Raw genomic sequence first — 25,486 nt, forward strand, 5'->3', positions numbered from 1 at the left:
CGTCGCCTCAAGCGCCTCTGAACTCAATTGTTAGCTATAAGGAAACGGAAGTGAATTATGGAAGGTAATTTCGAAAAATATAAAGAGGATATGACCGACGACATCGCAACGTGCCTAGATAGCATGGGCGTTCAACCGATTCTATTCGTTGGCTCAGGGATGTCTCAGCGTTACTTTGGCGGACCGAATTGGAATGATTTGCTTAAAGCTCTAGCAGAGGAGTGCCCTATCCTCGATAAAAGCTACGCTTACTACAAGCAAAAGAATAATTCTTTAATTGAGGTGGGTGCTGAGTTTTCAGAAGCTTACCGGGAGTGGGCATGGGGTGAAGGAAACGATCAGTTTCCCGAAGAGCTGTTCACAGATTCTCAACCGCCCGATATTTACTTTAAGCACAAGGTTTCAGAATACTTTGAAGAGGTTATAAAGCCAGATTTTGATCAGGTTTTTGCAGGTGATTTTGCTGAAGAGATCGAGGCGCTGAAAAGTATTAGGCCGCATGCGTTGATCACGACTAATTATGATCGGTTTTTTGAGCAAGTTTTTTCTGATTATTCAAGTATAATTGGCCAGTCTATACTAAAAGCAAATTACACTGATGTTGGGGAAATTCTCAAAATTCATGGCTGTTCTTCGGAACCTGAAAGCATTGTTATCACGTCTTCAGATTATGAGGACTTTAAAGCTAAGAAAAAATATTTAAGCGCTAAATTATTAACCTTCTTTGCCGAGCACCCACTCGTCTTTCTTGGTTACAGCGCCGAAGATCCGAATATTAGGTCTATCTTGTCTGATATCGATGAAATTCTTGCTCCGGATAATGACTTGATACCAAATATCTACATTGTGGAATGGAATAATAATGTTTCCAATATGACGTCCTACCCAAGAGAGAAGCTCATTGCCATCGACCATGAGCGAAGCGTTCGTGTAAAAAGTATAGTCGCAGACGATTTTACTTGGGTATATCAGGCATTTGGCTCATCAGATGCTATTACTGCTATTAATCCAAAAATACTGAGAGCGCTACTTGCTCGGACTTACTCGCTAGTTAGGCATGATATTCCAAAACGGACTGTGGAGGTCAACTATCAAACTCTTGAGCATGCCGTTTCCGAAGAGGGTCAGTTAGCAAAGCTTTATGGGATAACAACGCTCGACGACCCCACCGCCGTAAATGCAATGTATCCTTTCTCTTTAACTCAGGCGGCAAAAGCTCTGGGATATAAAAGCTGGCATCACGCAAATCAACTAATTATGATAGTTGAGCAAGATAAGGGCGTGAATATAAAACAAAGTGATAATAAATATCACGTAGCAATAATGGCGGGACAAGTTATGCAAACACACAAATATTCGCAGGCAGCAATAGATTTGCTGGAGTTGGTCAAAGCTGGTGAGGATTATGAGGTCCAGGTATAAGTATTTAGCCAGTGAATAAATGTGATAAATTTCCCGCTGCCGCTCCAAATCGGCGACTTGTTTAAGGTTTTTTATATTAGGAAAACCTCATGACTTCTTCTGGCCGAATTAAGAATCTCGACCTATCTTAATAGTGAGGCAGATGACGCCCTAAGCGGTCATCAACGAAATCACATATTCACGGAGCCATTAGCTCACAATGCGCGTTTTCGGCAGAGCTTGTAAGATGAGTGCTCATATTTATGATAAGAATAATTTTAAATAAAATAAAATCAATGGCTTATGAGTAATTTTTTGTGTTTATGCGCAGCTTTTAAAGTATGGCGATAGTGTTACTGTGGGTGCACATTTTCCTGGCAGAGCGTATCGCGCAGGTGAGTTTTATTTTTATAAAATTCCAATGCATTACGGATAGATAGCTAGGATGCTGGTTGCCAGGGAAATACACATGCACACTAATAAACTGTTAGATGATAATAGGGGGTCACATGATAACTCTACGTAAAATAGTTTCATTGGTGTTAGTGCTTATACCGTTAACTTCTTGGGCGCAAGTACCTGAAATTGCAGATCCAAACCTTAATGATATTGCCATGGTTCAGCCTCATCCACAGTATGAGGCTGTAATCATATATAACCCTATAATCTGCCAACAAATTGGAGCGGCTTGTGGTTTTTTCCGGGCCCATGAACATGGACACATTACATTAGGCCATCAGTTTATGCATCCTGGTGCTTATCCTGCTCAAAGAGAGGCGCAAGCCGATGAGTGGGCGGCCGCGAATGCTCACCCTCATGAAATACTGGCTGCTTACAATTTATTCAAAAATGGTTGGAGTAGTATAAAGTGGTGGATTTACGGTCATCCTGTGCATCGCGCTGCGCGGTTGCGTCAATATGCAATTAACTATGGCCGATGGGTTGGTCCGTAAAGTCATTTAACAAGCGCATGTTGTCGGACTGGTTATCCGCTGCGCTTCAAGCCAGCCACAAATGCGAGCGTTAAAGCGCTACATTAGTGACGCCTGGAAGACCGCTCTTGGCCGAAAACCGACACCACTAGCGGTAATGTCGGCTTTGATTACAACCTCCCCATACCACTAACCCTCATAACCTCCCTAGCCACCGCATCATTCAAAATCCCCCGTTTGGCCTCAATTAAAGTGAGCCATTCGCGGGCGCGGGTGATACCGGTGTAGACCCGCTCGCGGGTGAGGATAGGGTTGGGCGTTAGCAGCAGGCGGTATGCAGGAACTCCGAGCCCTGGGATTTGTGTATCGTCATCGCGAATACGGCTGCTACCGCGTGCAGGTGGGAGGGCAGTACTCAGTTGATGGGGTTTTCCGGGTCGCTGGCTGGGAATACGACGCTGAGTAATGATTTACCCGGCGTGCGCATGTCCGGCACCGCTAGGGTAATGCTAATGTCGCCGTTCATCAGTTTCAGGCCGCAGTCATTTTGCGTCACCAGTACCTGGCGGCCTTCATACCAGCTTATTCAATGCGGTGTCGTCATTGACTACCTGGATGGCGTTAGCTCCAACCAGCCAATGCCTTGCCAGGTTAAGGTGCTGTCATTCAGTCGAACGAATAAAGGCTTTAACTGAAGGAGATAAATGACGGTAACCCAACGTGAGATTGAATTGAGCTTCAGAACCCGGGAACGAACGATAGCCGATTCGGTCTCTCTGAAAGCCACTCATGCTTTCGGGAACAATAGATACGCCGCCTCCGACTGCTACCAGAGACAACACTGCATGCATCCCGTGTGCCTCTTGCGCCACCTTGGGTACAAAGCCTGCATTGGCGCAAAGGCGGATAACCTGCAGGTGAAAACCACGCCCCTCCACCATCGGCCATAGAATGAAAGGTTCGTCAGAGAGGTCAGCAAGCGTTAATGTTGGCCGCCTGCAGAGAGGATGATCTTTCGGGATGGCCATGCATAAGCGGTCACTATCGAAGTGTGTTTGCTCGATATCTTCAGCATTCACAAGCGGTGGGATCAAAACGCCCACGTCCAGTGTTCCGTCGCGTAACGCGCCAATCTGTGCAGCAGTCGTTGCCTCACGTAGCTCAAGACGAACCTCAGGATGGCTTGTCCGAAATTCACGAATGACATCAGGTAGTCGCCCATAAAGTGAACTTCCCACATAGCCTAAGCGCACCAAGCCTGTTCTGCCTGCTGCGACATCCTGTGTTGCGGTAATGGCTTGTTCTGCTCGTCGAAGCGTTTCGTATGCTTCATCAAGGAATTTCTTTCCCGCAGGGGTTAAGCCAAGAACACGGTTGCCACGCTCAATAAGGGTGACATTGATATCGCCCTCCAGTTTGCGGATCGCGCTGGTAAGAGGGGGCTGCGACATATTCAATCGCGCAGCAGCACGGTGAAAGTGTAATTCTTCCGCCACAGCCACAAATTGCTCCATGGCACGCAAGGTGATACGAGCTTTGGTGTCTGACGTCATGCGGCAACTCCGAATATGCCATTAGTAATTCAATACTCTTATGATATTTAAAATATATCAAATAACCATATTATTAGTATTTTATGTATTGTATTGCCCATTTCATACTTTCATTCGTGTTCTCAGAAAGGAGGGAGTGTGAAATGGTGAATTTTAAAGGGCAGGTGGTACTTATCACTGGATCAGGTCGCGGGCTTGGTTTTTCGTATGCCCAATGCGTTGCACGACTTGGTGCAACAGTTCTGATCCAGGATAACGGTGCCGGTTCTGATGGTAATGGCTCGGATCCACAGGTTGCGCAGCTTGCAGCAGAGCAACTTCGGTTGGAAGGTCTGGATGCAAAAGCAGTATCAGCAGATATTGGCACGCGTGAAGGCTGCCATGCACTGGTCCGCAGTGCTCTGACAATCAACGGGCGGTTGGATGCGCTGATTCATAATGCAGGGTGGGTAGCCTATGAAAACATTGACGCTATAGAGGAAAGCGCCTTTGACCATATGATGGACATCGCTGCCAAGGCACCTCTTTGGCTCGCCCAGGCAGCCTGGCCTGCAATGAAAGCAGCGGGCTATGGCCGCATCGTCATGACCACTTCTTGCCGGGCGCTCTACCCACAGTATGTTCAGAACGGGCTCGCTTCCTACGCGGCTGCCAAGATGGCGGTGGTGGGAATCATGCATGTGCTTGCAGCTGAAGGCAAAAAGGATAGGATTATCGTTAATGCGATTTCGCCCGTTGCCAAGACACGCATGTGGGGAATAGAGGGTGAACCAGATGAACTGCGTCCTACCGATGTCGCGCCAGGCGTGGCGTATCTTGCATCTTCGCAGTGCGCCGAAAGTGGCTGGATACTCCGTGCCGCGAACGGGCAGTTTCATGCCACCAGGGCGATGGAAGCCGAGGGTGTGGATTATCCGCGTGATCTGCGTGCAGTACGTGTCTCAATGGCGGATGAAATGGCGGCGAACTGGCCGCTGATTGCTGTTCCTAGTGTGGAGCCTCGCTCATGAATGAGGTGACCGTGGCATTCTCAAGCCAAGCAGTGCTGGGGGAGTCGCCTGTTTGGAGCCCATCCATCGCTCGGCTTTTATGGGTAGATACCCTGGGGGCCTCGCTCAATATATTCGACCCAATAACGGGCCAAAATGTCGCGCATGCTATGCCCAGCCCGTTGGGCTTTGTCGCGGAGACACCGGCTGGTCAGTGGATCATTGGCACCGCTTGCCATGTTGAGCGAGTCAGTAGGTCAGGTGAGAGGCATCGAATAGCGACCGTGCCGCATGACCAAGAAGGGTATCGGTTCAATGATGCTAGCCTCGACCCTTCAGGCCGCCTGTGGGTGGGCTTGATGAATGAAGAGCTAAAAGAAGGCTCGGGCTATCTCTACCGACTTGATCCTGATGGCGCGTGGCACACTGTTGATTCGGGATTCACGCTCATTAATGGAATTGACTGGAGTCGTGATAGGAGCACGCTCTATGTGACAGACTCCCGGCAAGGTGTCATCTACGCCTATGATCACGACCCCTTATCCGGTGAGGTTAAAAACCGACGATCCCTCATCCTTATCAGCCCCAATAAAGGCAAGCCTGATGGGCTGACGGTAGATAGGGAGGGGTTCCTGCTCAGTGTTCTGTTTGATGGCGCTGCTATCGCCCGGATATCTCCAGAGGGATATATCGCTAGTACGATTGCGCTCCCTGTTCCACGCCCTACGAGCTGTGCCTTTGATGCTACGGGTCAACATCTTTTCGTTACCTCGGCACGACTGGGTTTGTCCAAAAGCGAGCTAAAAAGGGCGCCCGCATCGGGGGCACTGTTGCGGGTTGATTACCAGCGGATATTGGAAAGACAGTCACAGCTTTCCAGCGCAACGCTTATGAAACAGGGGAATTGCCCTCTACCTGAGGTTCCAGATTAACGATATTCACTAACCTTTTGAGATTTCATTGCCGACGAAAGCTTAAGGAAGTCCGCCAGTTGCTGGGTGGCACGCTTCTGTGACGCCTGAACCATTAAGAGTTCCACCATCGGCAGCTCCGGAAATCCCTCCCGCTTGCCTAGAATAATGTGGTCTCCAGCAAGCGCACTGGCGGGCAGCACACCGATGCCGAGACCGGCCGACACAGCGGCACGAATATTGTCATAAGAGGCACTGACATAGGCGCTATAGCCGTGCTTCCCGGGCTGATCCAATGCAGCGAGCGCTACGCTTCGGTAGCAACAGCCGTCAGGAAAGATAACAAGCGGTATATCAGACATACGGTCAAAATCATGCCGTTGCGCGGCCACCCAGTGGAGAGGTTCTCGCCGCAGCAGATGACACTGCCAGCGCGGGTCGCTTGGCGTGAAGTCTCCCACACACTTAAAGATGGCGAGATCAAGGCCGCTGTTATCGAGCTGGTGGAGCAGTTGCGAGGAGAGCGCAGAGACAACTTCCAGACGCAGATTGCGGTTTAGCTCGGCGCACCGAGAAATAGCGCCATGTAGATCCACCACCTTGAAATCATCGGGAACACCAATCAGCAAGCGTCCGGAAATTTCCGGTTGTTGCATGGCACTCACCGCCTCAGACGTACGGGCAAGTATCTCATTGACGGCGGGAAGAAACCGCTCTCCGTCTTCCGTCAAGCCAAGGATATGACCTTGGCGACGCTCAAGTAACTTACAGCCGAGTATTTCCTCCAGCCGCTTCAGACTTTGCGTGACCGCAGACTGGCTGCGGTACAACTGAAGACCTGCCTGCTGAAAACCATTGCCTTCGGCCAACAGAACGAAAGCGCGCAGGTGTTCCAGCGTGACTCGCCTATCGCCCAAGGGGGAAGGTTGGCAATTAAACACACTATCTCTCCGTACTTAATATTAATTCATCTAATTATGGCCGTTTAATAATTAATTTCCACTACACGTAACTCCCATGCACCATCAGTTTTATGGCGATGAAGCAAAAGCAAGCTGGCGCTTTTAGGGGGCTGCATGAACAATTTCGTATTAACTGTCTTGGTGATCATTTTCAGTATCGTTTGGAGTTCGGCATTTATAGCTGGTGCCATTGCACTGACTGATTTCGACCCCTTTACGCTGCTCACCATCCGGTTTTTATTGAGTGCGTTACTGATGCTGCCCATTTGCCTTAGCTGCGGCGGTTTCCGGTTATCAACTCATGGTGATCGCATCGCTATCAGGCGCGGATTGCTGCTTGGCGTTCTTAACAACGCCCTTTACCTGGGGCTGAGCTTTGCTGCCTTGCAGACGGTTCGCCCCCAGGTCGTTATTGTTATTGTTAGCTGCGCACCGCTGGCAACCAGTTTGCTATCAGCATGGTGGGGCGTAGAACCCCTTTCCCCAATGAAGTTACTCGGCGCGGCGCTGGGATTAGTGGGAGTGGTGGTCATCTCAGGCGTTGCTAGCGGGATGAATGTCGATATTTGGGGAGTGCTTATGGCAACTGGGGGCATGCTCGCCTTTGCCAGTGGCACCGTGTTCTTCCGCGGCCAAGGCGCAGGCCTTCCCGTCTTGCAGGCCAATTTCTGGCAATCCATTGCTGGCGCTGTCGCGCTTCTTCCAATGGCAATGCTGTTCGGGCAGCCGCTTGCCGTGCCTTCTACCGCTACGATGATAGCGATGACACATCTGGTACTTGTCGTCACCATCGGCGGAATGAGTCTCTGGCTAGTGCTGATTCGCATCAGCGGCGCCTCGACGGCATCGAGCTACCACCTTCTTAATCCGTTCTTCGGCGTACTACTCGCTTATCTAATACTAGGGGAGCCGTTGCGCATGGCGGATTTTGTTGGGGCTGGTCTGATTGTGATCGGCCTGCTCATGACCACCCAGGCAAGCGGGAGGGTAAGACAGAGTTAACTACCAGCAATGAGCTCATCACCTGAAACGGTAAATGCAGGGGTAGGCTGATGGCTTAAATTATAACTTATATATAGTATATGCCATAGCTAGCATTATTAATGAAACTAGAATATCGAAGCTACGTGATACAGCTGGTTTTGAGAAAATATAGATCATTTTTGTGCCAATGTAAGCATTTAAAAAAAACCATAAATATGATGCAAAGCTAGCACCAATTATAAAAAATAAACGCTCGTATCCTTCATGTTTGGCACCAAGACTCCCTAAGATCAGGACTGTGTCAATGTATACGTGAGGGTTTAATAAAGAGAATGCAAAGGATAATCTTATTGTGTTTTTTGCGGAAAATGATTTTTTTTCTTCCTTGTTACTTTCAATTTTTACGTTTTTTTTAGGGTTTATAGCTTCTTTTATGTTTGTAATAGCGTAAATAATTAAAAATAAAATCCCTATCCACTTCAACATGCTTAATAAGCTATCATTTATATGTGATGATAAAATATATACGCCCAGTGTAATAAGAGAGAAATCACAGCTAGCGCATATAAAAGCAGCTAGGTATGGTTTTTTTTGATAAATAGATTGTTTTATTATGAAAATATTCTGCGGGCCTATAGCTATTATTATGCTAGTGGCAAATAAAAAAGCATAAAGGCCCACCTGTAAATATGACAACACATTAGCCTCGTTTGATTTTTAACAGTGAAGATTCTGCTTTTTCAATAACTAGGCTTTTCCTAAATGTAAATTCCTTATGTGCTAATAAGCTTTCTTCAAGTTCTTCTATAATGATTTTAACGCTGGTAGGTGAGGTAGAGCCGAGACTTACTTGTCTGTTCATGACATTTTTGGGGTCAAGTATTTCGAAGTATTCTTCTTCAGATAATTCAATATCTTTAGATTTCAAAAAATCTAGTGCAATATTTGAACTTTTCAAAGTGGCTTTTTTTGAAATTAAAAAATTAGTTAATTGACCAGCTATTAAATGAGATTTTCTGAAGGGCAGGCCTTTATTAGTGACTAGCCAATTTGCTAACTCTGTTATTGTTGAAAAACTACCCCAACATATATCATATGCGCGTTGTGAGTCATATGATGATGTTTTAATATGCTCATCAAGTATCTTAATGGTTTGAATTGTAGTATCTAATGCATCCCAAAGTAACGGTTTGTCTTCTTGTAGGTCACAATTATATCCAAGGCCAACACCTTTAACCATAGCAAGAGATTGCATTAATGCACCATATACCCTACTTACCTTTCCTTTTGCTAATTCAGCTACTACAGGGTTTTTCTTCTGAGGCATTATAGAACTTCCTGTAGTAAAGCTATCATCAATATTAAGAGTGCCATATTCAAAAGAGTTCCAAGTAATAATTTCTTCTGCTAATCTGGATAAATTGCTCATTATTATCGAAAGTGTACTTAAGCACTCAATTATAAAATCTCTTGAACTTGTAGCATCAAGCGCGTGACCAATAATATTGTCAAATCCGAGTAACTCTTGTGTGTAGGATCGGTCGATATTGAATGATGTGCCAGAAAGTGCACAAGATCCTAGAACGCTGCAGTTTGTACTATTGAATGTATTTTCTAATCTAGTGATATCCCTGTTAAAAATACTTACATAAGCTGTATACCAGAAAGCCAAAGATATTGGCTGAGCTGGTTGTACATGCGTATATCCTACTGCTAAAGAATTCATGTTTTCGGTTGATTTTAATAATAAATTATCGCTGAATTCCTCTAAGGATTTTTTTATTTCTAATATATATGACCTCAAATATAACCGTGTGTCATTTACTACTTGATCATTTCTAGATCTTGCTGTATGGAGCATTCCACCTAATTCATCTCCAATAATACAGTTTATTTTATTTTCGATGTTTAGATGTACATCTTCGTACTCTTTCTCAAGGGTGAAAAGTTCATTTTCGTTCAATCTGTATATTTCGATAAGAGCAGATAAAAGATTTTTTTCACAATTTTCAGTTATTATTTTCTGCTTATGTAACATCTTAACATGAGCTATAGATCCTAAAATGTCATACTTAATAAGTCTTAAGTCAGCGTTGGTTGTTTCAGTGTAATTTAGTACTTTATCATTTATTTCTTTGCTAAGACGACCAGCCCAAATTTTCATTTAATACTCCTTTTTTTTGAAATCAATATACTTCGCTCAACATTTTCCGAGTATGCAATTTTTTTGACCAGGTATAATTACTGTGTGGAAAGTCATCTTCGTTACTTATAGTAGTAACTAGCGACATGAATTGTGTAAGGCAATATGCAGCAGTTTTATCTTTTAAAGAATCTATGCTTTCTTTTGAAGATATTGAGAAAAACGAAACATCTATTATTTCACCATGATCAATTTTTTCATCCATATAATGACAAGTACTGCCATAAGTTAAGTCTTTATTTTGTAATGCATAGTTATAACCTCCAATTCCTCTATATTTTGGCGGGGCGGGATGAAAATTTATTGCTGCTTCTTTTGCAGAATTTAAAGTTTTTATAGGTAAGATCAAGTCAGACTTGAAAGAGAAAATCCAATCACCAAACCAATTGATACTACTCGGGGGTTTATCTTTGTCGTAATTATACTGAATAGAATCAACATTTAAAAAAATACATCTTAAATAATTTTCAGCTTTTATTGACCATATGGAAGAATCACCTATATACAGTGCTCGTTTGTTAATCATTATCGGTTTCCTCCACTTGTTGAGCATTAGAAATATTTCTAGCACTAAGGGTAAGAATTTTAGCAAGGCCTTCGGAATCAGCGTGATCAAAATTACCCTCGTTTTCCATTGATCCATCTAAAGTATATAAAGAGTTTTTTACATTTTTAACTGATATAATTTGTATTTTTCCTTTATACAACTCGATTGTGATTTCTCCATTTACAAGATTGGTGATTTTTTTAATTGCTGATTTAATCATGGTGCTATTTAGATCTATCCAGTATCCTTCATAAAGTCTATTGCCTAACTCATTTGACATGTACTTGTAAGTTTCTAGGGTTCTTTTATCAACAATTATGCTTAATAAGTATTGATAACAATTGCCTAAGATCTCAATGGCAGGAGATTCATATACACCTCTTGATTTAACGCCAATAATTCTGTTCTCAACTAAGTTCTTAGCTATCCCAACTCCATGTACACCACCTATATGGTTTAATTTAGAAAATAAATCAATTAAACTTACTGTGTCGTTATTAAGTTTTTTTGGAATTCCATTTTCGAAAGTCAACTTGATGGTTAATGCTTCATCTAGGCAATTTTTTGGCCAAAATCCTAATTCAGGTTCAACTTCATATACTGAGTTTTTTAAATCTTCAAGTAATCCACCTTCATGAGTAAGGCCTAATAGGTTAGAGTCAGTTGAATAAGGCTTTTCACTGGAAGCTTTAATGGGTATTTTATGTGTAATACAGTAATCAATCATTTCTTTTCTACCCTTGAAGTTTTTTAGAAATTCTTCGTCTCTCCATGCAGCATAAAAATCTAAATTTGGGTTTAGCATGGAAGCTATTATTTGAAATCTGATTTGATCATTGCCTCTTCCTGTCGCTCCATGGCTAAATATATTTAAATTGTAAGGTTTTAGATTTCTAACGATACCATTAACTATCACCTGCCTAGCGGCGCCTGTTAAATTCCAATACTCAAATTCATACCGAGCATTGCACTGAATTAGTTCCAAACCAATTTCGGCTATTTCTTTTTTTAAATCGATTGAAATAAAATCTAAGGCCCCTGACGCTAGCATCCTCTCTTTAATATCAGAAAAATTATCTTCATCAGGTTGGCCAAGATCGGCTGTAAAACAAATAACTTTTACTCCTTGTGAAGACAGCCAGTGGGTAATAGTACAGCTATCCAGGCCTCCAGATGCTGCAAATCCAATAGTTTTTCCTTTTAAATCAGATGCTTTCATGATACGCCTCCTGTTTGTTTGGCAGCTTCACTTTCGTATCTCATGGTTGGTTTGTAAATTATGTTAAGAATAAGTTGATGGGGTGAATTTTTTCTTAACAAAAACCTTGTTAGGATCGCTTTTTAGATTGTTAAATAGCCATGACATTTAAATAGGAGACATAGAGTTATGTCTTTATGTAATTAGTTGTTTTTATTGGATTTTATATTTATTTTGCACATTGTGAATTTATTGGTTAGTCCTAGGTGATATTTTTTTATTCCTGGAGGTTATATGTTTGATCCTAAAAAAAAGATGGCGTTAATTGAAGTTGTCGCATCAGGTTCGTTCGAACGAGCTGCTCGTAAGCTGAACATTACAACTTCTGCTGTTTCTCAGAGAGTGAGGGCTTTAGAGGTTGAAATGGGGATGTCACTCTTAATAAGAGACAGGCCCTGTAGACCTACTGAGGAAGGAAAAAAATTAATCCGTCATCTTAAAAATATAGAGTATCTAGATAATGAATTCATGAATGAATTCATTGATGTTAAAAAAAACAAATTAAGATTTTCTATAGCTGTTAATAATGATTCATTATCTAATTGGTTAATGCCTGTTCTAGCTGAATATCTTCAATCGGGAGAGGTGATGTTAGATGTTTATATTGACGATCAAGATTATACCCATCTAGCATTAGAGTCTGGACTAACGATAATGGCAGTTACTTCTAAGAAAAAAACATTTAATTCCTGTAAGTCGGTTTACTTAGGTAAGTTGAGATATAAGCTAGCTTGCTCTAGTGTCTTTTATAAAAAATGGTTTAAAAATGGAGTTAATTTTACCTCGTTGAAAAATTCTCCACTACTTGTTTTTTGTGAAAAAGATAGATTGCAAGAAGATTTTTTAAAAAATAATTTTGGGTTAATGCAAGATATTTGTTCTTGTCATTATATTCCTTCATCTGAAGCATATTATGAGGCAGTTTTATTTGGTATAGGTTATGGCATGATGCCACTACCCAAATATGAAGAAAAAATCATATCGGCTGATTTGATTGATTTGATGCCAACAGAAAAAACAGATATCTCATTGTATTTACATTATTGGGAAACTCAGTTGCCTAAATTGATAAAGTTTCGTGAAAAAATCATTGCTCAAGCTAGGAAGGTTTTGGTTGAATAAAATTAATTATTAATTTTTATAGCTACTAAAAAGCTAAACTGATGGTTAACTAAGTGACGCTTTAATTAATATAAGATGTTTATAATGAATAACGGTGATAAAGGTGTGTATATTCAGTACTTTTAGGTAACAGTCTTCTACCAGAATAATTAAGATGCAGCTGGTAAGCTTTTGCTAGAGGAGCTTATGAGATCACCATTGATGGATCTACATCTAGAGTGAAACCGTCAGAAAATTTTGGGCGAATAAAGGTTACGCGTACCGATCAAATATTTATTTGTACTAGTTTATCGTTGATAGATGATCATGATATCTAGCCTTTGCCAGTGACACTGATTTCTTCCGCGGCCAAGGCGCTGGCCTTCCCATCTTACAGGCCAATTTCTGGCAATCCATTGCTGGCGCAGTCGCTCTTCTACCCATGGCCATGGTATTTGGGCAGCCGCTTGCCGTGCCTTCTACCGCTACGATGATAGCGATATCTGGTAGTTGTCGTCACCATTGTCGACGCCGGTGCTATAAGTCCGTAAATCATCAAAATAGATTGTCCCCCCGACCCGCATGACCTTTCCTTGTTGGTGACCAAACCACAAGAGATCGCGCCATGCTAAGCCGAGAGGACTTTCTCATGATAAAGCAACTTCACCAGCGAGGCGCCCATCTCGTGGACATTGCGCACCAGATTGGCTGTTGTGAACGCACCGTGCGGCGCCATCTAGCCCGTGAGGAGGCGCACACCGGGCGGCCGACCAAGCTGCGAGCAAGCAAGCTGGATCCCTTCAAACCCGTCATCGATCAGTTGCTGGCCGATAATGTCTGGAACGCCGAAGTGATCTTCCAACTGATCCGTGAACAGGGCTACACCGGTGGCAGCACCATGGTGCGACGCTATATCCAGCCCAAGCGGTCGTTGCGGCCCAGCAAGCAGACCGTCCGCTTCGAGACCCCGCCTGGTTTCCAGCTCCAACATGACTGGGGCGAGACCGAGACCGTTGTGGCTAGTCAGCGCTGCAAGGTCAATTTTGCGGTTAATACCTTGGGCTACTCACGGCGGTTCCATGCCTGGGCGGCCCCTAGCCAAGATGCCGAGCATACCTACGAGGCGCTGGTACAGGCCTTCCGTTATTTTGGCGGCGTACCGCGCACCGTACTGGTCGATAATCAGAAGGCTGCTGTGCTCAAGCATGACCGGGACCACCGCGTGATCTTCAACGCTGGCTTCCTGCAACTGGCCAACCATTACAGCTTCGCGCCCAAGGCGTGCCGCCCGCAACGCCCGCGCACCAAGGGCAAGACCGAGCGCATGGTGGGCTACGTAAAGCAGCACTTCTTCCAGCGCTATCGGGCGTTCGAGAGCTACGCCCACTTGAACCAGCTGCTCCAGCTGTGGCTGGAGCGCGTGGCCGATCAGCGGCCACTGCGGCAGTTCCGGCAAATCCCGCTGGAGCGCTTTATGGCTGAAGCGACGGCCCTTCAGGGGCTACCGGCCACCGACTTCGATACCCGCTACCATGACCTTCGCCAGGTCGGCTGGGACGGCTACATCGAAGTCCGTGGCAACCGCTACAGCGTGCCCGACGGCTATTGCGGCCAGGCGGTGGTGATCCGGCTCAGCCTGGACGATGAGCTAACGGTGTACACCGCCGCCGGTGACACCATCGCCTATCACCGCCTACAGGCCCCGCAAGCAGGTTGGCACACCGTGCCGGAACATCATGCTGCCCTGTGGCAGCAGACGCTCTCCGTGCAGCAGCGTGACCTGAGCGTCTACGAGGAGGTGCTGTGATGGCCCTGGAACAGCTACTTGATCGCCTGAAGATGGAGCACCTTCAGGCGTCGCTCGACAGCCTCTGTGAGCACGCCAGTAAGCAAGACCTGAACTACCGCGAGTTCTTGGAACAGGCCCTGTTGCAGGAATGGGGCGGGCGTCATCAGAAGGGCCTGGAATCCCGCCTGAAGCAGGCCCGACTGCCGTGGATCAAGACCCTGGAGCAGTTCGACTTTAGCTTCCAGCCCAGCATCGACCACAAGATCGTGCGTGAGCTGGCAGGCCTGGGCTTCGTCGAGCGTAGTGACAACGTCGTGCTACTCGGGCCGCCTGGCGTCGGGAAGACGCACCTCGCCGTGGCGTTGGCGGTGAAAGCGGCAGAAGCCGGCCACCGGGTGCTGTTCATGACGTTAGACCGGCTGGTCAGCACGCTGATGCGTGCCCGACAGGAAAACCGCCTGGATCGACAGCTCCAGCAACTGACGTACCCGAAGGTGCTGGTACTGGACGAGATGGGCTACCTGCCGATGACACGCGAAGAAGCCAGTCTGTTCTTCCGCTTGATCAACCGGCGTTATGAGCGGGCCAGTACGATCCTAACCTCGAACAAATCGTTCATGGACTGGGGCGAGATCTTTGGCGACCAGGTCATTGCCACGGCTATCTTGGATCGGCTACTGCATCACTCGACCACCCTGAACATCAAAGGCGAGAGCTATCGACTGAAGGACAAACGACGTGCTGGCTTAGTGACGACACCGACGACGAAGGAGGACACCACCTCAAACGAACCTGACGCTGTTCCGATAAAAGAGCACTGATAAAAACGGGACAATCTAGAGTGATGAAATGCGGACATCCTTCATTGACGTTGACACCATCGGAGGAATGAGCCTCTGGCTTGTACTGATCCGCATCAGCGGCGCCTCGACGGCATCGAGCTATCACCTTCTTAATCCGTTCTTCGGCGTACTACTCGCTTATCTTGTACTTGGGGAGCCGTTGCGCATGGCGGATTTTATTGGGGCTGGGCTGATTGTGAGCGGCCTGCTCCTCACCACCCAGGCAAACTGGAGTGTAAGGAAGAGTTAGCTGACAATACTGAGCTCTGCGCAGTGCAGTGCTCCATCGCGACAGCCAAAGGCAGTGGTAGGGCGGACGTATGAAATAGATGCGACATAAACATGATCCAGGTCATGTCCGTAGCCTAAAGTTTAATGAATTTAGCATGGGTTTAAACAGGCTTTGCTGCTAGTCTGAAATTATTAGAGCGATAAACGCCTCAGGGACAATCTAAATGCAAAATGTCTCACGCAGTGAGCTTTACCTCGTTAGCCAACGCGTGCACTCCATTCCCGCAAATACGGAGACTTGCAATGCCACTACTTTTCTCGTGAAGATATGTATATAGATATTCTTCTCCATTCAGTAACCACCACTTGTTTTCCATATTAAATGAAATACGGTGTGTTGTTGCCGGATAGTATTTGGTATGATGCTTGGAGTTAGAATGATCTTATTGTCATATAAAATATATACTAAAGGTGATAAATGTCAGAGCGTTCAGTTGAAATAGCAAAGCAAAGTATTAGTGGTTCAAATAAATATGATTATTTTGTTGTTGGAATTGGCGCTGCAACCTTCGGTTATTTTGCTAAAGATTATGAGGCAGTTGGAGAGTTTGGTATTAATGAAAACTCTCTAATTGTTATAAGCCTATTCCTCCTGGCTATATCAGTCGTCAGTGGTTTGAAAAAAATAGAGCGCCATAATAAATTTTTAGAGAAAAATGGGAAGTATTTGGATTTGGCGGAGCATTTGGCAGGATACTCTCGAAATGTTATTGAAGGTGGAGTCGCAATAAATGAAGAAAGTGGAGAGATATTGAATCCAAGTGACTCTGCTTTAAAAGCAGCAGCGTTGAAAAGATGGCTTCCCAGTCTAAAGTTAGAGTTAGAGCGTTCTGGAAATATAATTGGCTGGTATAGCATTTTTAGAGACTATAGCCTTTTTTTAGCATACTGCACCTTGGTTTTTTCAAAGTTATTGCCATTTTTTTATTCTTAATAAAATTATCTAGTACGTTTTTTAACCTAATAGTTTTTTCTATTGATTTGAGTTTTAAGATGTGGTTTTTATAGCTATGTTGGACAGTCTTGAGCTTGAGTGTTTTAATTCCGTTAATGTTTTAAAATAGTTAGATGGTTTTCTATTTCTTTAAATGGTGAGTAAGTATGACATTCGGGTATAGACTAAATGTTGAGCAGTTGATGTATAAGAGAGCAAGTTATAATTATGAAAAAGCATTGTCTAAAATGGTCGATGTGCCTGACTCTATACCTGAGACAGGTAAGCTCTATTATTTTGAAGGGCCTGGTTTAGAGGACGATGAAACTATCGCACTTTGTATAGAGTGTATTATTGAATGGGCGGCCTCGCTTGAATCATTTGTAAATCTAGTATGGTTGGGAAATAAAATTTCGAGCCAGGAAGAGGAAAGGAATTATTCAAGTACTATAGCTAAAATAAAACGTTTATATCAGATAGAAGATTTATTATACGGGGACTCAAAGTGGAAAAGTGGTGTTGAGAAATTATTTGCTATGAGAAACTATCTTATGCATTATAAAGAAGCCATTACTTATACTGGGTTTAGTTTTGCTACAAAATTTCAGCATGAGTTTTCAAAAAATAATATGATTAAAATAAAACGCGATATTTACCTTGCTATCAAGGAGATAGGTGGTTATTTTAATATTGATTGTGGTTTTGTTGATGGTGATTATGATCACTTTATATATAAGTATTGATTGTTATTACATTTAATGCGGCGAGATTTTTATGGGTTATTTAATTAGTTTTTTGATTGCTGTGTTATTGGCTATTTTTACTGCTTGGATCCAATATTATAGTTGGTTTAAAAAAGAACGTTTTAAGTTTGAGTCCAAAGAAGAAGATATAGCATTGACTTTAGTGAACGAAATTTCTGAGCTGGCTCATATGAGAATTCATAAGCAAAGAGAGCAGGTTTGGAATATTAGAAATAATAACTATAGCCAGGAGGTTGAGCAAGAGTATAGGAAAGCGGTTGTATCATGGAATGAGAAAATTGGAGGTTTTATGTCTAAACTTGATTATAGTTTTTCTAGAGAGGAGGTGTCTTTTTTTGAAAATTTTATTCACAGAAAATTTTATCGAATACATTGTGAAATGGTTTTAATAAAAGAGAGTAAAGCCAATACTCTTAGTCTATCCCAATTAGAGGAAGAGCTTAATCGCTTAGGTAGTGAAGTGGTTTATTTTGTGCGAAGGCTTATGGGGAAAGTAAGAAGGAAAGACTATTCAACTCTTACCCTTAATAAAAAAGTGTCCTTTGGTAATAGGTCTAAATTGACTTGTGAATATCTGGTTTTACGTCTTTTTGGCCTGGATTAATCTTTGGGTATATTCTTTACGTACTCTTATCTTTTTTGTCCAGTTGGGCGCTTCTTGTGCTGTAAAATTAAAAAAATCATCTGCATATTTGTATTTATAGGCTTCTTCGTTTTTTATAGTATTTACTATTTGTTTGGGTAGGGGATAAACTAATAGGCTAGCCAAAATTGCAGATTGCTCTTGATCTAATTCTACTGCTGACCGGCGAAAAATTAGTAGTGAAGCGTCATCGCAGCTATTTAGTTTATAGCCAAAATAGGCAGAGCTGAGATAGCTTCTTAGCACAGCTTTTTTTGTTAATCTTTTAGTTATAAGCCATGATAAAATCATTTCGTGAGATTTTCTTTTGATAGTACGCTCTTTTATATTTATAACAGTTCTTACATATTGCTGTTCTATTGTACTTATACCACCTAATCTTTTCTTCATTATGAGCTGCTTGAGTATTCTAGGCGCGCAATAAAAATCAATGCCAGCGTGTTTAAAATAGCGCTTATCCTCTATGGTTAACACCGCTTTCTCAAATTTCGTGAGATCATTTTCAATCCATAAACTAGTTGTGTTTTGAGTTTTTCTTGAGTGAGATATAATTATATCAACAATTAGATTGAAATATATCAGCCAGCCTTTAATGTCAATTAATAGTTTTGGTTTTCCGCCAATTGTTTCGGATATGTCTTTATTCATAATTCTATGCTTCGCCCTTTCTTGTGAGTTCCACGTGGCCATGTTGTTCTGCCACCATTGAGTAAAATCGACCTTGAGCGAGATTTTTGTTTTTTACAGTTAGCATAAAAAGGTAGTCTGATTCACGGCCAAAGTCAGCAAGAGTCATATTTATAATTATCCTGTCTTTAGAAAAATAGTTCTTCTCTATATAACCTTCAATTCTACCTCTTTTTCTGTTTTTTCCATAATACGTTTTATGCCCTGTTTGCGATATTTCAAAGAATTTTTCTGCAGTCCCTCTTATTACTTTGTCTTCGCGCCATAGAATAAGGTCATATTTTATCTTCATGTTTTTAAAAGGATTTCTCTTTGTTTTTTGCGTGGTTGTTGTTAATTCCCAGTGATCTGATATTTCAATTAATGGAAATAATTTCTCTTTTATAATAAAGAATAATAGCGCAAGTGCTATGCCACCTACCACAGTTGATAAGGTTGACATAACAAAACTATTCATTTATGCAACCCCTTGTGATGTCCACCCCACTAACTCTCATAACCTCCCTCGTCACCGCATCATTCAATATCCCGCGTTTGGCTTCGATCACTGTTAGCCAATCGCGGGCACGGGTGATGCCGGTGTAGACCAGCTCGCGGGTGAGGATTGGGTTGGGTGTTTGTGGTAGCAGCAAGGCGGTGTGCTGAAACTCAGAGCCTTGGGATTTGTGTACCGTCATTGCGAACACGGTTTCTACCGCATGGAGGCGGGATGGCAGCACCCAGTGAATCGGGTTGTCTACGTCACTGGTTGGGAAGGCTACACGTAAAAGCGACCTACCAGGAGTGCGGGGATCAGGCACGGCGAGGGTAATGCCGATATCGCCGTTCATTAGTTTCAGGCCGTAGTCGTTTTGGGTGACCAGTACCGGGCGGCCTTCAAACCAGCCTTTTTCTAACGAGTGGTCGTTGCCAAACAACAGCTTTTCGCGGCGCAGGGTTTTGGCGATTCGGAGGTTTAAGCCTTCTACCCCCCAGGGGCCTTTGCGTAGCGCGCACAGCAGCTGAAAGCGGCTGTAAGCCTTTAGTACTTGCTTCGCCCAGCCATCGTAAGCGTCGCCGTTCTCTTCAAACGCTAGCGCCGTACCGGGCCGTTCACTCGCTAGGGTGCTCAGGTAGTGCTGGTAGCCGGTGGGCGGTGCAATCGGCTCGCCCTTGAAATTGGTGCGGCCTTCGCCTGCGTTGGGGAAACGTTCCGGGCTGCCGGTGATTACTAGGCGCTCCAGGGCGCTGTCTTCGTTTTGTGCATCTGGCTTTAACACTAAGTGGTGCAGGTCGGCATAGCCGTTATTCAGCACGCCATGCACGGCTTGGTGCTTCTCCCGTTCACTCTGTGATTCGCTTAGCGGTTGGTTAATGGCTTGAGCGAGTTGGCCGATGCCGCTTTGGGCATTAAAGCGGTGGCTTACCCGCAGCATGGTAATGGCTTGATCCAGCGGCTGGCCGTTGGGGTCGATTAATGTTTCCGGCAGCGGGTGGCCGGTGAGTTCGGCTAGCCACTGCGCCGTGGCGGGTGTGTAGTGGGCGGCGTCGGCGCGACGGCACAGGTCGCCCAGCACGGCACCTGCTTCTACGGATGCCAACTGGTCTTTATCCCCCAGCAGCACCAGCTTGGCGCTGGCGGGTAGGGCGCTGAGCAGCGCCGTCATCATTTCGATATCCACCATCGAGGCTTCATCCACCACCAGCACATCCAGCGCCAGCGGGTTGGCGGCGTTGTGGCGGAAATGGCGGGTGTCGGCGCGGGCGCCAAGTAGCCTGTGGATCGTAGTCACTTCCGTCGGAATGTCGATTGCGTTCGAGGAGTCAGCGGCTGAGTGCCCATCTAATAGAGATTCCAACCCGCTTAGGGGGAGGTCTTTCACCTGCCCGGCGATGGATTCATTCAGCCGTGCGGCGGCTTTGCCGGTGGGGGCGGCTAGGCGAATGCGCAACGGGTGGGCGTGGGGCTGGGCCAGTTGCAGGGTTTGTAGCAAGGCCAGCAGGCGCATCACGGTGGTGGTTTTGCCGGTGCCGGGGCCGCCGGTGATGATCGCGAAGGGGCTGCGGGCTGCCAGGGCGCAGGCGTTCTTTTGCCAATTCAGGGTGCCGGTAGCGGGGAATAACGCATCCAGCGCGCTTTTGAGTAGCGGTGATTCCTCTGAGCTATTCCTAGAGCTATGTACAGAGCTATCCACGCTAAGTCGAGCGGCGATTTCCTGGTGTAGCGTTTGCTCGAACTGCCAGTAGCGTCGCAGGTAGAGTTTGCTGGTGTTGACGCTGTGGCTTACTACAAGCGGCGTATTGCCGGGGCCGTCGCTGATCAGCGTGGGGTGGTTGAGCGCGGCCTGCCATTCGGGCAGCGTTAGCGTGGCTAGCACTTGGCTGGGCAGCGGCGGCGGGTCGTTCAGGTCGTCGCCTTCCGGCGGCAGCGAAAGCGCAAAATCCGGCGCTTCCAAGGTGGTGGCTAAATCCAGGCAAACATGGCCACGGCCGAGCTGGTGGCTGGCTAGCGCTGCGCCGAGCAGTAGCAGCGGCGGGGCGTTTTGGGTTTCACGGTCGAGAAAGCGCACCAGGGCCTGATCCAGGTCCCGCAGCCAGCCACGGGAAACCCAGCGTTCACACAGTAGGAATAGCGCGGCGGTATCGCTTAGCGCGGGGTGCGGTTGGGTAGCTCTGGCGGCTGATTCTGTCGGTGGTGCTGCCGATGCCGTTGGATCAACCGCTGCGGGCGGTGCGTCATCGGCGAACAGGTCGAGGTTCATAGGCCCGTTCTTGGAGGCTAAGTCACGCTTACTCATACGACTGCCTCCTGATGGGGTGCTGCAGTTTCTGCCGCTGTGCCGGTAAAGAGGGCATCCAGCGCTTCGATCAGCGCGACCGGCGCAGGCACGGCGTGTACGCCACGGGCGGCGGTGCGGCTGCCGCGTAGAAATACTGTCATCGAGCCTCCCAAATGTTGGTGCGGGTCGTAGTCGGGCAGGCGCGCTTTCAATAGCCGGTGGAGGGCGAGCATATACAGCGCCGCTTGCAGGTCGTAGCGTTTTTCGAGCATTGCATCGCGCAGGGAGTCGGTGGTGTAGGCGCTGTCGTCGCTACCCAGGTAGTTGGATTTCCAGTCGAGCACATAGAAGCGGCCTTCATGCTCAAAGGCGAGGTCGATAAAGCCCTTGAGCATGCCGTTGAGGGTATCGGCATCCAATACGGGGCGTGATACCCCTGGCAGTAAGTGGTCACTGACCAGCTCATCCAGCTTGCGCGTTAGTACCTGGTGCGCGGCAAACCAGAACTCCAGTTCTACCTGATAGCTTTCGAGTTCACATAGCGCCACCTGGCTGCCCTCGCTGGATTGTGACGGGGCCAGTGACAGAGATAGAGGCAAGGGAAGCGGCGTGGCGAGCAGTTCTTCTAGCCAGCCCGCCAGGGTGTCGTGCCACGCCTGCCAGCCGCGCAGCTGCACGCGCCGCCGCAGCATGTCTTCCCGGGCGGCGGGGTCTTCTAGCGCTGTGTTAAAGCCCAGTTGGCCCGCCCACTCTAGCAATCCATGCAGGAAGGTACCGGGGCCAGGCCCTCGCGGAAACCGGTGCAGGTGAAACGCTTCTGTGTTGATGGCGTTGTCGTGGGGCTCGTCCAGCACTTCCAGGGTGGTGGCTTCCTGGGGGGTGGTGGGTTCCGGCGTGGGCGTTGGCAGGGCCGCGCCGGGCATCGCTTCCGAGACAGCCCCTGAGGTGCGCAGCGCTGAGTAGCTGGCGATCCACCACTGTTCACGGGCGGGGCGCAGCGGGGTGCGGGCATGGCCCAGCGCCTGCTGTTCCGGCGCCGGGGTGAAACGCAGCGCGGTGGGTTCCGGGGCGGCACTTAGCGCGATATCGCTGCCTTCCACCAGTTCACCTAGCGCTTGAGTAAACGCGCTGGGAGCAATGGCCTTGCCGCCGTTGATTAGGTGGCCGATGGCGCTGTTCTCGCTACCTTTTAGCGGCGCCAGCCCCAGCCAAGTGGCGTGGCGGGCGCGAGTGAGCGCGACGTAAAGCTTGCGCAGGTCTTCACCCAGGCGTTCTCGGTCGGCGGTGGCTAGCGTTGCTTCATCGGCGCTCAGGCTGAGTTGCAGCGTGCCTTCGCTATCGTGCCAGCGCAGCGGCAGGTCGGTGTCGCTGACCGGGCGGTGGTTGGCGATAAACGGCAGGAACACCAGCGGGTACTCCAGCCCCTTGGATTTGTGAATGGTCACTACCTTGACCAAGTCGGCGTCGCTCTCCAGGCGCAGCTTGTGGCTGTCGCCGTGGCTATCCGGGTCGGCAATGGCTTCGGCTAGAAAGCGAATCAACGCGTGTTCGCCATCCAGTTCCTGACTGGCGTGCTGCAGCATTTCACCCAGGTGGAGCAGGTCGGTTAGCAAACGCTCACCCTCGGCGAACTCGCCCAGCAGCCGTGCGGCGATATCAAAATCGACCATTAATCGGCGCACCAGCGGCAGTACGCCTTGGCGCTGCCACAGGCGGTGGTAGTCGCTGAACTGCTCGACCCGCGCTTCCCAGGCCAGCTCGCTCTGGTTGAGGTGGTCGAGTTCTTCAAGGCTCAGCCCAAGTACTGATGTTGCCAGGGCGGCGCGCAGCTTGGCTTCCGCCTGGCGGGAGTTGGCTTGGGGCTCGGCGCAGGCGCGCAGCCAAATGGCCAGCTGCGGGGCAATGGGGGAACTGAACACCTTGTCGTGATCGGAAAGGTAGACACTCTTGATGCCTCGGCTGGCCAGCGCCAGTCGAATCGCCCGCGCTTCCTGTAGGCCGTTGACCAGCACGGCCATGTCCGAGGGGGCCAGCGGAGTGAGTGATTGTTCTCCGTTATCGTCTTCAGTAGCGAAGCCCGCTTGATGATGGCGGCCTGCTTCCAAAAGGGCGGCCATGTGCGAGGCGCAGAGCTCGGCCATCTCCGTTTGGTAGGCGGTTTTGGAGAGCGGCTCTTCGCTTTCCAGTGGCCACAGGGTCATTGCTGCTACGGGCTTGCCGTTGAGTACCAGCGTCTCCTTGGTGCCTTTGGCGTTAACGGGGTTGAAAGGCAGTGGGTTGTCGCCGCCATCGGCACGGAACAGGAAGGCGCCGGCATCATGCTGGTCGGCGTAGCTGAAGCAGTGGTTGACCGCTGCCACCATGTCGCGGCTGGAGCGGAAATTGGTGCCCAGCGTGACGTGTCGGCCATCGGTGTCATGACGGGCCTGCAGGTAGGTGAAGATATCCGCGCCGCGGAAGGCGTAGATCGCCTGTTTGGGGTCGCCGATCAGCAGGATAGCGCTGTCGCGGCGGGGCGTTGCGACGTCATACACGGCGTTGAAAATACGGTACTGGATCGGGTCGGTATCCTGGAACTCGTCGATCAGTGCCACGGGGAACTGGCGCTGAATCTGCGCGGCCAGGGCCGCTTTGTTGGGGCCTTTCAGGGCGCGATCCAGATGGATAAGCAGGTCGTTGGGGCCCATCTCGGCGCGGCGTTCCTGTTCGCGCTCTAGCCGGGCGCGGCACCACTGTACGGCGTGAATCAGCAGGTCGTTGCGCGGCTCGGGCAGGGCATCCAGTGCCGCCGGTAGCTGTGCCAGCGCTTCCCATGCTTGCGGGCAAGGCGGTGCGCCGTCTTTCCAGATGTCGGCCATGCCGTCGGGCGTCATGCGTTTCCAGGCGGCGTCGGTGAGCGCAGGGCGGTCGGCATCCGTTTCGCACCACTCGCGTAGGGCGCCTAGCCAGTTGGCGCGGCTTTTGGCATTGAAGCTCTGGCCCTTGAAGGCTTTGCGCGTGGCTGCGTCTTCCAGGGCGGGCACCAGTTCGTCCAGCCAGGCGGCCCAGGGGGCTTTGAGTTCGCTGAGCTGGGCGGCGCGTTCGGCCTGGGTGGCGGCCAGGGTCTCGCTGGGCGCGGGCTTTGCGTCGCCTAGCGCTTCGCTTTCGGGCAGTAGCCGTTGCAGCGGGGCGTGCAGGTCGTCCGGTGATTTCCAGTAGCGGGTGACAATGCCGAGGGCGTCGCTGTCCAGCGGGTAGTAGAAGCTGCGCCAGTAGTCGCGCACCACTTCCTGTTCCAGTTCGCGCTGGTCGTTTTCCAGGTTGAGGGAGAACAGGCTGCCGCTGTCGAAGGCGTGTTCGCGCAGCATGCGGTAGCACCAGCTGTGGATGGTGGAAACTGCGGCTTCGTCCATCCACTCGGCGGCCAGCGCCAGGCGCCGTGAGCAGGCGGGCCAGGTGGCAGGGGCGTATTGGTCGCGGAGTTCTAGGAGCAACGGATCTAGTGCAACCGGGGCTTCCCCGGCGGCAAGCCTACGTGGAGGCGCTGTGAACCCATCCGTGGGCGCTACATTCAACATCCCTGTTGAATGACCTCCACTACGGCTTGCCCCCGGCGCCCCTCCTTCTACGTCCTCAGCTCGAAATACTTCTGCTGCTTCTACCAGCCGGTTGCGGATGCGTTCGCGTAGCTCTTGGGTGGCGGCGTTGGTGAAGGTGACGACCAGGATTTCCGGTGGCGTGAGCGGGCGGATAAACGCGGTGTCGTCGTCAACGCTGTGACCGCCGAGTACTAGCCGCACGTAGAGTAGGGCGATGGTGAAGGTTTTGCCGGTGCCTGCGCTGGCCTCTATTAGTCGGCTGCCGTGGAGCGGGAGGCTCAATGGATTGAGGGGTGCGGGCTGGCTCATAAGAAGATACTGTCAATTTCAGCGGAAAAATCTTGCCTAGCGGTGAACA

Annotated in this window: 22 protein-coding genes and 1 pseudogene; 12 read left to right on the forward strand and 11 right to left on the reverse strand. The window is 48.0% G+C overall.

All coding sequences use genetic code 11. From position 1 onward, the window contains the following. The first annotated feature begins 57 nt into the window (after nucleotides 1–57). Both HZS52_RS12740 and HZS52_RS12745 read left to right on the forward strand, forming a co-directional pair. Complete coding sequence (locus HZS52_RS12740) at nucleotides 58–1,422, forward strand: SIR2 family protein (RefSeq protein ID WP_190372899.1); 1,365 nt, start codon at nucleotides 58–60, stop codon at nucleotides 1,420–1,422. 488 nt (nucleotides 1,423–1,910) lie between these two features. Further along, a complete protein-coding gene (locus HZS52_RS12745; protein ID WP_223827921.1) occupies nucleotides 1,911–2,354 on the forward strand; it encodes a hypothetical protein in 444 nt (147 codons plus the stop codon). Between the two features lie 149 nt (nucleotides 2,355–2,503). Here the strand turns inward: HZS52_RS12745 and HZS52_RS24410 are convergent. Both HZS52_RS24410 and HZS52_RS12750 read right to left on the reverse strand, forming a co-directional pair. Further along, nucleotides 2,504–2,913: pseudogene (locus tag HZS52_RS24410) on the reverse strand (ATP-binding domain-containing protein); the annotation flags it as partial. Between the two features lie 82 nt (nucleotides 2,914–2,995). Beyond that, nucleotides 2,996–3,886 carry a LysR family transcriptional regulator gene (locus tag HZS52_RS12750; protein WP_190372901.1) on the reverse strand — a complete coding sequence of 297 codons (891 nt, stop codon included), beginning with the start codon at nucleotides 3,884–3,886 and terminating at the stop codon, nucleotides 2,996–2,998. Between the two features lie 143 nt (nucleotides 3,887–4,029). Between HZS52_RS12750 and HZS52_RS12755 the strand changes: the two genes are divergently transcribed. Both HZS52_RS12755 and HZS52_RS12760 read left to right on the forward strand, forming a co-directional pair. After that, on the forward strand, nucleotides 4,030–4,896 hold the full coding sequence (locus HZS52_RS12755) for an SDR family NAD(P)-dependent oxidoreductase (RefSeq protein ID WP_190372902.1): 867 nt from the start codon (nucleotides 4,030–4,032) through the stop codon (nucleotides 4,894–4,896). Further along, nucleotides 4,893–5,807: an SMP-30/gluconolactonase/LRE family protein gene (locus HZS52_RS12760; protein ID WP_190372903.1), complete on the forward strand. Its 915-nt coding sequence runs from the start codon at nucleotides 4,893–4,895 to the stop codon at nucleotides 5,805–5,807. The genes HZS52_RS12755 and HZS52_RS12760 overlap by 4 nt, the downstream gene beginning before the upstream one ends. On the opposite strand, the gene HZS52_RS12765 is transcribed toward HZS52_RS12760, so the two are convergent. After that, on the reverse strand, nucleotides 5,804–6,727 hold the full coding sequence (locus tag HZS52_RS12765; RefSeq protein ID WP_190372904.1) for a LysR substrate-binding domain-containing protein: 924 nt from the start codon (nucleotides 6,725–6,727) through the stop codon (nucleotides 5,804–5,806). The genes HZS52_RS12760 and HZS52_RS12765 overlap by 4 nt on opposite strands. Before the next feature lie 135 nt (nucleotides 6,728–6,862). Between HZS52_RS12765 and HZS52_RS12770 the strand changes: the two genes are divergently transcribed. Next, a complete protein-coding gene (locus HZS52_RS12770; protein WP_190372905.1) occupies nucleotides 6,863–7,750 on the forward strand; it encodes a DMT family transporter in 888 nt (295 codons plus the stop codon). A 60-nt stretch (nucleotides 7,751–7,810) separates the two neighbouring features. Here HZS52_RS12770 and HZS52_RS12775 read toward each other — a convergent pair whose 3' ends face one another. From HZS52_RS12775 to argG, 4 genes are read right to left on the reverse strand one after another with little or no spacing between them, the layout of a single operon-like run. Further along, nucleotides 7,811–8,431, reverse strand: a complete 621-nt coding sequence (locus tag HZS52_RS12775) for a LysE/ArgO family amino acid transporter (RefSeq protein ID WP_190372906.1) — start codon at nucleotides 8,429–8,431, stop codon at nucleotides 7,811–7,813. Between the two features lies 1 nt (nucleotide 8,432). Then, entirely contained in the window at nucleotides 8,433–9,896 is a 1,464-nt protein-coding gene (argH, locus tag HZS52_RS12780) for an argininosuccinate lyase (protein ID WP_190372907.1), read from the reverse strand. A gap of 22 nt (nucleotides 9,897–9,918) precedes the next feature. After that, nucleotides 9,919–10,461, reverse strand: a complete 543-nt coding sequence (locus HZS52_RS12785; protein WP_190372908.1) for a formyltransferase family protein — start codon at nucleotides 10,459–10,461, stop codon at nucleotides 9,919–9,921. Continuing rightward, the gene (gene argG, locus HZS52_RS12790) at nucleotides 10,454–11,701 is read right to left on the reverse strand and encodes an argininosuccinate synthase (RefSeq protein ID WP_190372909.1); all 1,248 of its coding nucleotides are present in this window, start codon (nucleotides 11,699–11,701) and stop codon (nucleotides 10,454–10,456) included. The genes HZS52_RS12785 and argG overlap by 8 nt, the downstream gene beginning before the upstream one ends. 273 nt (nucleotides 11,702–11,974) lie before the next feature. Between argG and argP the strand changes: the two genes are divergently transcribed. The 7 genes from argP (at nucleotide 11,975) to HZS52_RS12825 (ending at nucleotide 18,065) form a co-directional block, all read left to right on the forward strand. After that, a complete protein-coding gene (gene argP / locus HZS52_RS12795; RefSeq protein WP_190372910.1) occupies nucleotides 11,975–12,862 on the forward strand; it encodes an HTH-type transcriptional regulator ArgP in 888 nt (295 codons plus the stop codon). Between the two features lie 604 nt (nucleotides 12,863–13,466). Further along, nucleotides 13,467–14,648 carry an IS21 family transposase gene (istA, locus tag HZS52_RS12800; RefSeq protein WP_190372911.1) on the forward strand — a complete coding sequence of 394 codons (1,182 nt, stop codon included), beginning with the start codon at nucleotides 13,467–13,469 and terminating at the stop codon, nucleotides 14,646–14,648. Then, nucleotides 14,645–15,451 carry an IS21-like element helper ATPase IstB gene (gene istB / locus HZS52_RS12805; protein WP_138801155.1) on the forward strand — a complete coding sequence of 269 codons (807 nt, stop codon included), beginning with the start codon at nucleotides 14,645–14,647 and terminating at the stop codon, nucleotides 15,449–15,451. Before istA ends, istB begins: the two co-directional genes overlap by 4 nt. 28 nt (nucleotides 15,452–15,479) lie before the next feature. Further along, entirely contained in the window at nucleotides 15,480–15,722 is a 243-nt protein-coding gene (locus HZS52_RS12810) for an EamA family transporter (RefSeq protein ID WP_022522672.1), read from the forward strand. 459 nt (nucleotides 15,723–16,181) lie between these two features. Continuing rightward, nucleotides 16,182–16,697, forward strand: a complete 516-nt coding sequence (locus HZS52_RS12815; protein ID WP_190372912.1) for a hypothetical protein — start codon at nucleotides 16,182–16,184, stop codon at nucleotides 16,695–16,697. 167 nt (nucleotides 16,698–16,864) lie between these two features. Continuing rightward, nucleotides 16,865–17,440 (forward strand): hypothetical protein, encoded by a 576-nt coding sequence (locus HZS52_RS12820; RefSeq protein WP_190372913.1) that lies wholly within the window; start codon nucleotides 16,865–16,867, stop codon nucleotides 17,438–17,440. Nucleotides 17,441–17,471: 31 nt separating this feature from the next. Beyond that, nucleotides 17,472–18,065: a hypothetical protein gene (locus HZS52_RS12825; protein WP_022522675.1), complete on the forward strand. Its 594-nt coding sequence runs from the start codon at nucleotides 17,472–17,474 to the stop codon at nucleotides 18,063–18,065. Here HZS52_RS12825 and HZS52_RS12830 read toward each other — a convergent pair. From HZS52_RS12830 to recB, 4 genes are read right to left on the reverse strand one after another with little or no spacing between them, the layout of a single operon-like run. Then, on the reverse strand, nucleotides 18,042–18,752 hold the full coding sequence (locus HZS52_RS12830) for a biosynthetic peptidoglycan transglycosylase (protein WP_190372914.1): 711 nt from the start codon (nucleotides 18,750–18,752) through the stop codon (nucleotides 18,042–18,044). The genes HZS52_RS12825 and HZS52_RS12830 overlap by 24 nt on opposite strands. 4 nt (nucleotides 18,753–18,756) lie before the next feature. Then, a complete protein-coding gene (locus HZS52_RS12835) occupies nucleotides 18,757–19,248 on the reverse strand; it encodes a hypothetical protein (RefSeq protein ID WP_022522677.1) in 492 nt (163 codons plus the stop codon). Further along, nucleotides 19,241–21,532, reverse strand: coding sequence for an exodeoxyribonuclease V subunit alpha (recD, locus tag HZS52_RS12840; protein WP_190374918.1), 2,292 nt, complete (start codon nucleotides 21,530–21,532; stop codon nucleotides 19,241–19,243). The genes HZS52_RS12835 and recD overlap by 8 nt, the downstream gene beginning before the upstream one ends. A 32-nt stretch (nucleotides 21,533–21,564) precedes the next feature. Next, on the reverse strand, nucleotides 21,565–25,437 hold the full coding sequence (gene recB / locus HZS52_RS12845; RefSeq protein ID WP_190372915.1) for an exodeoxyribonuclease V subunit beta: 3,873 nt from the start codon (nucleotides 25,435–25,437) through the stop codon (nucleotides 21,565–21,567). Nucleotides 25,438–25,486 lie beyond the last annotated feature (49 nt).

The organism is Vreelandella titanicae (assembly GCF_014697095.1).
Taxonomy (GTDB): domain Bacteria; phylum Pseudomonadota; class Gammaproteobacteria; order Pseudomonadales; family Halomonadaceae; genus Vreelandella; species Vreelandella titanicae.

Coding starts and splice junctions, on each gene's coding strand:
- HZS52_RS12785 (WP_190372908.1), bottom strand. CDS start 10,461: ATGATTAACAAACGAGCACTGTATATAGGTGATTCTTCCATATGGTCA.
- HZS52_RS12835 (WP_022522677.1), bottom strand. CDS start 19,248: ATGAATAGTTTTGTTATGTCAACCTTATCAACTGTGGTAGGTGGCATA.
- HZS52_RS12810 (WP_022522672.1), top strand. CDS start 15,480: ATGCGGACATCCTTCATTGACGTTGACACCATCGGAGGAATGAGCCTC.
- HZS52_RS12825 (WP_022522675.1), top strand. CDS start 17,472: ATGGGTTATTTAATTAGTTTTTTGATTGCTGTGTTATTGGCTATTTTT.
- HZS52_RS12740 (WP_190372899.1), top strand. CDS start 58: ATGGAAGGTAATTTCGAAAAATATAAAGAGGATATGACCGACGACATC.
- recB (WP_190372915.1), bottom strand. CDS start 25,437: ATGAGCCAGCCCGCACCCCTCAATCCATTGAGCCTCCCGCTCCACGGC.
- HZS52_RS12820 (WP_190372913.1), top strand. CDS start 16,865: ATGACATTCGGGTATAGACTAAATGTTGAGCAGTTGATGTATAAGAGA.
- HZS52_RS12745 (WP_223827921.1), top strand. CDS start 1,911: ATGATAACTCTACGTAAAATAGTTTCATTGGTGTTAGTGCTTATACCG.
- argG (WP_190372909.1), bottom strand. CDS start 11,701: ATGAAAGCATCTGATTTAAAAGGAAAAACTATTGGATTTGCAGCATCT.
- HZS52_RS12770 (WP_190372905.1), top strand. CDS start 6,863: ATGAACAATTTCGTATTAACTGTCTTGGTGATCATTTTCAGTATCGTT.
- HZS52_RS12815 (WP_190372912.1), top strand. CDS start 16,182: ATGTCAGAGCGTTCAGTTGAAATAGCAAAGCAAAGTATTAGTGGTTCA.
- HZS52_RS12750 (WP_190372901.1), bottom strand. CDS start 3,886: ATGACGTCAGACACCAAAGCTCGTATCACCTTGCGTGCCATGGAGCAA.
- recD (WP_190374918.1), bottom strand. CDS start 21,532: ATGAACCTCGACCTGTTCGCCGATGACGCACCGCCCGCAGCGGTTGAT.
- HZS52_RS12760 (WP_190372903.1), top strand. CDS start 4,893: ATGAATGAGGTGACCGTGGCATTCTCAAGCCAAGCAGTGCTGGGGGAG.
- argH (WP_190372907.1), bottom strand. CDS start 9,896: ATGAAAATTTGGGCTGGTCGTCTTAGCAAAGAAATAAATGATAAAGTA.
- HZS52_RS12755 (WP_190372902.1), top strand. CDS start 4,030: ATGGTGAATTTTAAAGGGCAGGTGGTACTTATCACTGGATCAGGTCGC.
- argP (WP_190372910.1), top strand. CDS start 11,975: ATGTTTGATCCTAAAAAAAAGATGGCGTTAATTGAAGTTGTCGCATCA.
- HZS52_RS12830 (WP_190372914.1), bottom strand. CDS start 18,752: ATGAATAAAGACATATCCGAAACAATTGGCGGAAAACCAAAACTATTA.
- istA (WP_190372911.1), top strand. CDS start 13,467: ATGCTAAGCCGAGAGGACTTTCTCATGATAAAGCAACTTCACCAGCGA.